Origin of the sequence: Candidatus Sulfotelmatobacter sp. (assembly GCA_035498555.1) — a bacterium.
GTDB lineage: Bacteria > Eisenbacteria > RBG-16-71-46 > RBG-16-71-46 > RBG-16-71-46 > DATKAB01.
On record DATKAB010000050.1, the window covers coordinates 1 to 7,758 of the forward strand.

Annotated in this window: 5 protein-coding genes; 3 read left to right on the forward strand and 2 right to left on the reverse strand. The window is 67.2% G+C overall.

What is annotated here, in order from left to right; genetic code table 11:
* Nucleotides 1-345: 345 nt before the first annotated feature.
* Nucleotides 346-1,443 (forward strand): MBL fold metallo-hydrolase, encoded by a 1,098-nt coding sequence (locus VMJ70_04260; GenBank protein HTO90322.1) that lies wholly within the window; start codon nucleotides 346-348, stop codon nucleotides 1,441-1,443.
* A gap of 132 nt (nucleotides 1,444-1,575) precedes the next feature.
* A complete protein-coding gene (locus VMJ70_04265) occupies nucleotides 1,576-3,057 on the forward strand; it encodes a glycosyltransferase (GenBank protein ID HTO90323.1) in 1,482 nt (493 codons plus the stop codon).
* Nucleotides 3,058-3,117: 60 nt separating this feature from the next.
* On the opposite strand, the gene VMJ70_04270 is transcribed toward VMJ70_04265, so the two are convergent.
* Nucleotides 3,118-5,289 (reverse strand): T9SS type A sorting domain-containing protein, encoded by a 2,172-nt coding sequence (locus VMJ70_04270; protein HTO90324.1) that lies wholly within the window; start codon nucleotides 5,287-5,289, stop codon nucleotides 3,118-3,120.
* 39 nt (nucleotides 5,290-5,328) lie between these two features.
* On the reverse strand, nucleotides 5,329-6,921 hold the full coding sequence (locus tag VMJ70_04275) for a DHA2 family efflux MFS transporter permease subunit (protein ID HTO90325.1): 1,593 nt from the start codon (nucleotides 6,919-6,921) through the stop codon (nucleotides 5,329-5,331).
* A 197-nt stretch (nucleotides 6,922-7,118) separates the two neighbouring features.
* Between VMJ70_04275 and VMJ70_04280 the strand changes: the two genes are divergently transcribed.
* Nucleotides 7,119-7,758: hypothetical protein (locus VMJ70_04280; protein ID HTO90326.1), on the forward strand; the 640-nt coding region annotated here is incomplete at its 3' end.

Genomic DNA, 7,758 nt, shown 5'->3' on the forward strand with positions numbered 1-7,758 from the left:
GTAGGTGGTGGAGAAGCTCTGCGAGCTGAAGGTGGAGCCGCAGTGTCGACAGCGGAAGCGGGGAATGCAACGGGGTAGACACTGGCGGGTGAAGGAGCCGAAGCGGACCCAGCGCCAGCCCGAGGGGCTCAAGTGGAAGCGACACCACGGCCTGGGGCAGAAGGGTGGCTTGAACGAATCGCCGGAGAGGTCCATGGCCGGGATTGCTCTGCACGATCCCGGCCATCAACACTCTCCGCCACACAACCGCGCCGGTAGGCTCCGGTCACGCGCGCGTCGCTCCGCGAACGGCGTTCGCCGGCTCGCGCCCACGCCACGTGAGCCACAACCCTTAGCCTCCCGCTCATGAGTCTCGGACTCGGCCGCCTGGCTGCGCTGCTCCTGCTGCTGCCGTTCACCTCGGCCTCGCCGGTCCCGGCGCCCACCCGGACCGAGGTCGCCCCCGGCATCTACCTGTTCCAGACCCCGCCCTATGGCGACGTCGGGCTCGACGGCAATTCGGTCGCGGTGGTGTCAGACGACGGCGTGCTGGTGTTCGACGCCAATGGGACTCCGGCGGCCGCCCGAGCCGTACTGGCCGAGATTCGCAAGCTCACGCGGCAGCCGGTCCGCTATCTGGTCTATTCGCACTGGCACTGGGACCACTGGTACGGAGCCCAGGTGTATGCGGACGCCTTCCCGAATCTGGTGATCATCAGCCACGCGACGACCCGCGCCCTGATGGCCGGGCCGGCGATCGCATTCAACCAGCCCGGACTCGACCGCCAGCTCCCCGCGCACATTCACGACATCGAAGAGCAGCTCGCGAAGTCGCGGGCCTCGAATCCGCCGTCGGCCGACGCCGCGAAGTGGCAACAGCACCTTGATCAAGACCAGTTCTTCCTCGCCCAAAAGCGCGCGGCGCGCCATGTGCTCGCCAACCTGACCTTCACCGACTCGCTCACCATCCACCTCGGCTCGCGAGAGATCCACGTGCTGCACGTCGATCGCGCCATCACGCCGGGCGACGCGTTCCTCTACTTGCCCCACGAGAACCTCGTGGTGAGCGGGGACCTGCTCGTCAACCCGATCACCTTCGCGCTCTTCTGCTATCCCCGGGGCTGGATCCGCTCGCTGGAATGGATCGACGCGCTGGACGCGGCGACCGTGATCCCGGGGCACGGCGCGGCGCTCCACGACGAGAATCTCCTGCACGACACGCTGAGGCTGCTGCGGCGCGAGCGGGAGCTGGGGCTCGAGCAGAGATCCCGGGGTCAACCGGTGGCTTCGGCCGTGCAGGTCATTTCCGCCGATTCGGAGATCCAGGCGCTTCGCGCCACCATCACCCAACGGGACAGCGCGCGGTACCAGGAGTTCGGCGTCTATCTGGTCGACTGGTTCGTGCGCCGAGTCTATGCCGAAGCCGAGGCGCCCCTTACGGACTCCATTCCGGCCCTGCCCTGATGGCGTCCTTGACGACTCCCGGCCCTCATCCCTAGCATCGCACCCCTGAGTCCCCAGAACGCGCGCTTCCCTTGCCGCGCCACCGCGCTGTAATCGCAAAGCAGGTACCGGCTGAAGCTAAATAGCGTCTCAATCGTCGTTCCCGCCCACAACGAGGAAGTCCTTCTTCCTCGTTGCCTCGATGCCTTGCTCTCGCAGGACTATCCGGGCCCGCTGGAAATCATCGTGGTCGAGAACGGCAGCACCGACGCCACGGCCGAGATCGCGCAACGGGCCGGCGTCACGGTGATCCGCGACTCCAACCGCGATTACTCCGGGGCGCTGATTCGCGGCTTCGCCCATGCGCAAAGCGACATCATCGCGCTGACCGACGCCGACAGCGTGGTGCCGAGCAACTGGGTGTCGCGGCTGATCCATGAGTATCAGCGGGACAGGAGCGCCGTCGCGATCGGTGGCGGCATCGTGTTCGAGCGGCCGAACCTGAGGGGATGGTTTCTCGCTCGCGTGCTGGTGCCGCTGTTCAACTGGATCGATTCGTTCGATCCCAAGGGGCCGCACCTGTGGGGGGCGAACTTCTCGGTTCGCCGCGAGGCGTTCGAGAAGATTGGCGGCTGGAACCGAAATTACAGCCTGCAGGTGGATTGCGAGATCTCGGAACGCCTGCGGGCGGTCGGAAAGGTACGCGTCATTCGTTCGCTTCAGGTGCGAACTTCGTCGCGCCGCTGGAATCACGCCCTGCTCAACAATCTGTTCGTCTACATCTCCAACTTCGTTTCGATGAGGTTGTTCTCGCGCCCGATGTGGCGGGACTTCCAGGTGGTTCGGGATGATCCGGCCGCCCCACGCCGGCGCTGGGGCATCGCGGCCTTCTGGACCCTGGCGTTGCTCGCGATCGCCGGGCTGAGCGCGGCGGCGCTGTCACCTCAGTCGAGTCTGTTTGGGCGAACCTACTGGCGAGGAGCCGGCGCGGACAAGCTGGTGGCCTTGTCCTTCGATGACGGTCCCAACGAGCCGTGCACCTCGCAGGTGCTCGACATTCTCAAGCGCGAAAACGTGAAGGCGACCTTCTTCCTGATTGGTGAAAACGTCCGTCATTTTCCGGACACCGCCGCCCGCATCGTCCGTGAGGGGCACATCGTCGGCAATCACACCGATCATCACCCGATGCCGTTCGCGCTGCGGCCCTCCACCACCCTCCAGGCGGAAGTCAGCAATGCCGAGATGAGCATCCGCAACGCCACCGGGCAGTACGCACACCTGTTCCGCCCGCCCAACGGGCTGCGCACGCCCTGGCTGATGAGCGTGCTCGACCGCGATTCGCTGATTGCGGTGACTTGGGATGACGCGCCGGGGGACTGGGATCCGCTTCCGGTTCAGACCATCGTGGAGCGAACTCTGAGTCGCGCGCGCCCCGGCTCGATCATCCTCCTCCACGACGGGATGAATCTGGAGCACGGAGCGGATCAGGGCGCGACGGTTCGCGCCCTGCCCGGCATCATCGAGGGACTGCGCGCGCGCGGGTACCGTTTCGTCACCGTGCCCGAGCTGTTGAAGTGCCCGGCGACGCTGTCCGCGTGGCCGCCCCGCGCCAGTCCGCGGCGCTCGCGCGCGTAGGCGGCGGGCGACCGGCGCGTCGCCCGACTCGCGCTCCGGGCGACACGCGCAATCGAACCCTTATCGCGAAACCACGACTCGCGTGGTGGCCGACCGCCCGCCCTGGGTGAGTTGCACGAGATAGACGCCGGCCGGCAGCGCTGCGGATCCGCCAACCGCCGTCGTCTGCGTGCCGGCGCGCCCGTTCACGGCTTCGCCCCACATCCGCCGCCCGGCGAGATCGAACACCTCGAGCGAGGCCGGGTCGGCGTTCGGCAGCGCGAACGAGATCGTGAAGCCTCCCGAGTGCGAGGGATTCGGCGTCGCCCCTCGGAGCGCGAACGAGAGCGCCGCATTCGCCGCCACGGCGGTGGCAAGGGCGGGGGTCGCCGGCGCCGCCGGCCCCTCGTTTCCGTGCAGGTCGACGGCGGTAATCTTGTAGAAATCGGACATCCCGCCCTGCAGATCCGTGAGCGTCGTGTCGGCTTCGGAGTCGATCAGATTGGCGAGACTGGGCCTGAAGTCGCGGGTGGTTCCCCGGTACACCCGGTAGGAGTCGAGGTCGATCTCACGGTTTGAAGCCCAATGGAGTGCGACCGCGCCGTTTGCGTACGTGGCGCTCGCCTTTGCGGGCCGCGCCGGGGCGAAATTGTCGACCGAGTACCCGCTGTCGACGTTCGACTCGTAGAAGACGCCGGGGTTCGAAGTCAGCGCGGTAACGAAGAACGCGGTGTAGGGATTGCTGCCCGGCATCGAATCCTGAGTGGTGGGCGCGGTGTAACCGTAGCCCTCGAGCTGCTCGGAAGGCAGCGTCACCAGTGCTTCCCAGTAGGTGACGGTGAGCCCGTCCGTCCCGGGCAAGAGGCGAGTATGCACGTCTCGCGGGGCCAATCCGTCGGATCGGTTCGCGAGGAGCGCAGCCTGCAGGGGTGGAATCCGCCGCCATACCCGATAGCCCGTGATCTGCGGATTCGGCGGCCCATCGAGGTCGCTGCGCAGCCAGGTCAGGAACACGCGGCCGCCCTGATCATTGGGAACGTCGCGGACCGCGGTGAGCGTCGGGTAGGGGCTCGGCGGCGGCGGAGGCGGTGTGCCGCAGCCGTGGATGAGAACGCTGACGGTCTGCGTCAGATAGTTCGGGACCGCCAGATCCTGAAGCGTGTCGCCATTGAAGTCGCCGATCGCGACATCGGTGGGATTCGAGCCGGCCGGAAAAGCCAGTGGCGCCGCGAATGTCCCGTTTCCACTTCCCCCCGCCCCCCGCCCGAAGAGAATCGAGACGCTGCCACCGTAGTCCGCCACCGCGAGGTCGGTGATTCCGTCGCGATTGAAATCGCCGGTCACGACGCTCCGCGGCTGCGTCGCGGCCGAAAGCGAGACCGCGGTCCCGAACGTGCCGTCTCCGACTCCGCCACTGCCGTGTCCGAGCAGGATCGAAACCGTTCCGCTGCCACCGTTCGCCACCGCCAGGTCCTGGATGCCGTCGTGGTTGAAGTCGGCGACCGCGACGCTGTAGGGGTAGAGCTGCACGGGATAGAAGACGGCGCTCGAGAACGAGCCGTTCCCGACGCCGCCCGTTCCCTGTCCGAGGAAGATGCAGATGTCCTGGCCGTCCTGATTGGTGACCACCAGATCGACGATCCCGTCGTGATTGAAGTCGCCGGTCTTCACGTCGTACGGATGGTCCCCGACCGGGTACGCATACGGGGACGCGAAGCCGCCGGCCGGAAGCCCGAGCAGGATGGAAACGGTGTTGCCCACGAAGTTGGCGGCTGCGATGTCGGGAACGCCGTCGCCGTTGAAATCGGCGCACGCCAGCCCATACGGGGTCACGCCGGCCGCGTAGATGGCAGACGGGGCGAACGTCCCGTCGCCGTGACCCTTCAGCACCGAGATGGTGTTGGTGCCGGAGCTGTTGGTGACGATGTCGAGAATCCCGTCACGGTCGAGGTCGGCGACGATAAGGTTCCCATCGCCGGGATTCACCGCATACGTCGCGGCGGCCTGGAATCCACCATTGCCGATGCCCAGCAGGACGCCGATGTCGGAGCCGCCGTTGTCGGTGACGGCCAGATCGATCACGCCGTCGGAGTTGAAATCGGCGGCGGCGATGTGGAACGGGCTCTGCCCGCTCGGGTAGGACGAGGGCGAACTGAAGAGCTGATCCGGAGGGCAGTCGGCGATCGCGCGGCCGGCTACCAGCGTGGGGGTGACGAGCAGGGCCGCGAACAGGACTGGAGTACGGCGACGCATGACGGAATCCTCCCGGGTGAGATCGGAGAGCCTACACCCTCAGTGAGCCGCAGGCGCGGGTCCGATGGGCCTCGGGCGCGGCCGGCGCAGGAGGAGGATGGCCGGCGCGGCGATGACGAAGGTGAGGAGCAACAGGCCCCAGGCGTCGTTGTAGCTGAGCATCGCCGCCTGGCGGGTGACCTGCCCATCCAGCAGCCTGAGCGCAGTCTGGCGAGCGTCCACCGCCGTGTAACCGTGCGCGAGCAGGTAGTTGGTCAGGCTCTGGAGCCGGTCGCGGACGATCGGGTTGGTGATGTCGACCATGCTGATCAGGTCGACGCGGTGGATCTGGGTGTGAGTCGAGACGTAAGTCGCGAGCACCGCGATGCCGAACGAACCGCCGAGCTGGCGCGACAGGTTGATGAGCCCGGCCGCCTGCTGGGCGTCGCTGGGCCGCAGACTGCCGAAGGCGACGTAGTTGATGGGCGCGAACAGCATGCCGAGCGCGGCGCCGCGCACCACCAGGGCGAGGTCCACGTCCCGGTCGCCCGCCAGGGTGCTGAGGTGCCCCAGGCGCCACATCGCGCTGATGATCAGCACCACGCCCACCGAAATCAGCCAGCGCGGATCGATCCTGCCGCTCGCCATCAGACGCCCGCACAGCAGCGCGGTGCAGGCGGTGGCGATGCCGCCCGGCATCAGCGACAGGCCGGTCTTGGTGGGGGTGAAGTTGAGGATGGTCTGGGTGAAGAGCGGGAACATGAAGGTACCGCCATAGAGAGCGAAGCCCAGCGCCACGAACAGGAACAGGCTGGCGGCGAGGTCGCGGTTCTTCAGCACGTGCAGATCGATCACCGGGTGGCGATTGCTGGGCGACAACTCCCAGACCAGCAGGCCGACGATCGACAGCACCGCGGTCACGGCGAGCCGGGCGATCCAGGCGTTCGAGAACCAGTCCTTCGAATTCCCCTGCTCCAGCACGTACTGGAGCGAGCCCACGCCGATCGTCAACAGCGAGATGCCGAGCCAGTCCACCTCCCCACCGCGCCGCCGCATGTCGGGCGGATCCTTGAGAAAGGTGGCCACCAGGAAGGTGGACCCGATCCCGATCGGGACGTTGATGAAGAAGCACCAGTGCCACTGGTAGTTGTCGGTGATCCAGCCGCCCAGCGTGGGGCCGAGGGTCGGGGCGACGATCACGCCGAGCAGGAAGATCGACTGCACCATGCTCTGCTGCTCGGAGGGGAAGATCTGGCGCAGCGTGGCCTGGGCGGTCGAGAGGAGCGCCGCGCCGCCCGCGCCCTGCAGGATCCGCCAGACCACCAGCTCGATCAGGCTGTTCGAGGTGCCACAGAAGAACGAGGCGATCACGAACAGGATGATCGAGAACACCAGGTAGCGCTGCCGGCCGAACCGTTCGGTGAAGAACGCCGTCATCGGCAGCACCACCACGTTGGACAGGATGTAGCCGGTGCTCACCCAGCCGATTTCTTCGTGGGTGGCGCCCAGGTTTCCGGCCATTTGCGGCAGCGCCACGTTGACGATGGTGGTGTCGAGCACCTCCATCATCGCGGCCGTGATCAGGCCGAGGAGGATGAGCCAGCGGTAGCGGGCGACATAGGCGGCCGCAGCCTCGGCCGCGGAAAGGGGCATTGTCGGAGACTAGAGGGAGCCGGCGTCGGCCTCAAGCCGGGCAGGTCTTCGATCGGCCGCGAGGACTCACCGGGAGCCCGGCGTGCCCCTGAAGTCCGCTCGCCCCGCGTTCGCTCGATCGGCTGATCCAGTTCGGCGACCACTCGCGCGTTCCTGTCTGGGAGTAGGCATTTCACTTCTCAGACAGGGGGCATCCCATGCCGCGCATCCTCGAATCGCTCGCGCTCCGCATGAGCTCGAGCGCTCTGCTCACCGCCCTGATCGGGCTCTGCAGTCTGGCTCCGCGGTCCTCTTCGGCCGATTCGCAGGATCCGCCGAAGGGAGTCGATCCCGGCTGGCTAAGCCGCGCCGAGGCCCAGATCCTGGCCGGCGAGTACGAATTCTCGCAACTAAAACCGGGAGCGGTGATGGCTCCAAACCGCGCCCAGGACCTGAGAACGCGGGTGACCGCCGCCGGCATCGAGTTCACGCCGCGGCTGCCGGCCGATCGCCCATTCCATCTCGCACTCACCCTCGCCGCGTTCGGCCGCGAAGGCGCGCCACGGCCGGTTCTGGGCGGGACGGTGGGCGCGGACCGCAGCCGCGCAACGCTGGCGCATGGGCGCGCCGCGATCACCGAGTGGGTGGAGAACCGTCCGGAGGGCGTCGAGCAGGGATTCACGCTTGCCGAACGGCCGCACGGCGGTGGTTCGGGCACGATGACCATCGTCTCGCTCGCGGTCGCCGGTGATCTCCGCGCGCTCTCGGGGCGCGACCCGCGTCAGATCGAGTTTGCCGACGGCACCGGACGAGTGCGGCTCTTCTACGGCGATCTGCGCGCAACCGATTCGCGCGGAA

Bases quoted from the DNA above. Each gene is read 5' to 3' on its own strand.
- VMJ70_04260 (HTO90322.1), top strand. From the start codon at position 346: ATGAGTCTCGGACTCGGCCGCCTGGCTGCGCTGCTCCTGCTGCTGCCG.
- VMJ70_04270 (HTO90324.1), bottom strand. From the start codon at position 5,289: ATGCGTCGCCGTACTCCAGTCCTGTTCGCGGCCCTGCTCGTCACCCCC.
- VMJ70_04275 (HTO90325.1), bottom strand. From the start codon at position 6,921: ATGCCCCTTTCCGCGGCCGAGGCTGCGGCCGCCTATGTCGCCCGCTAC.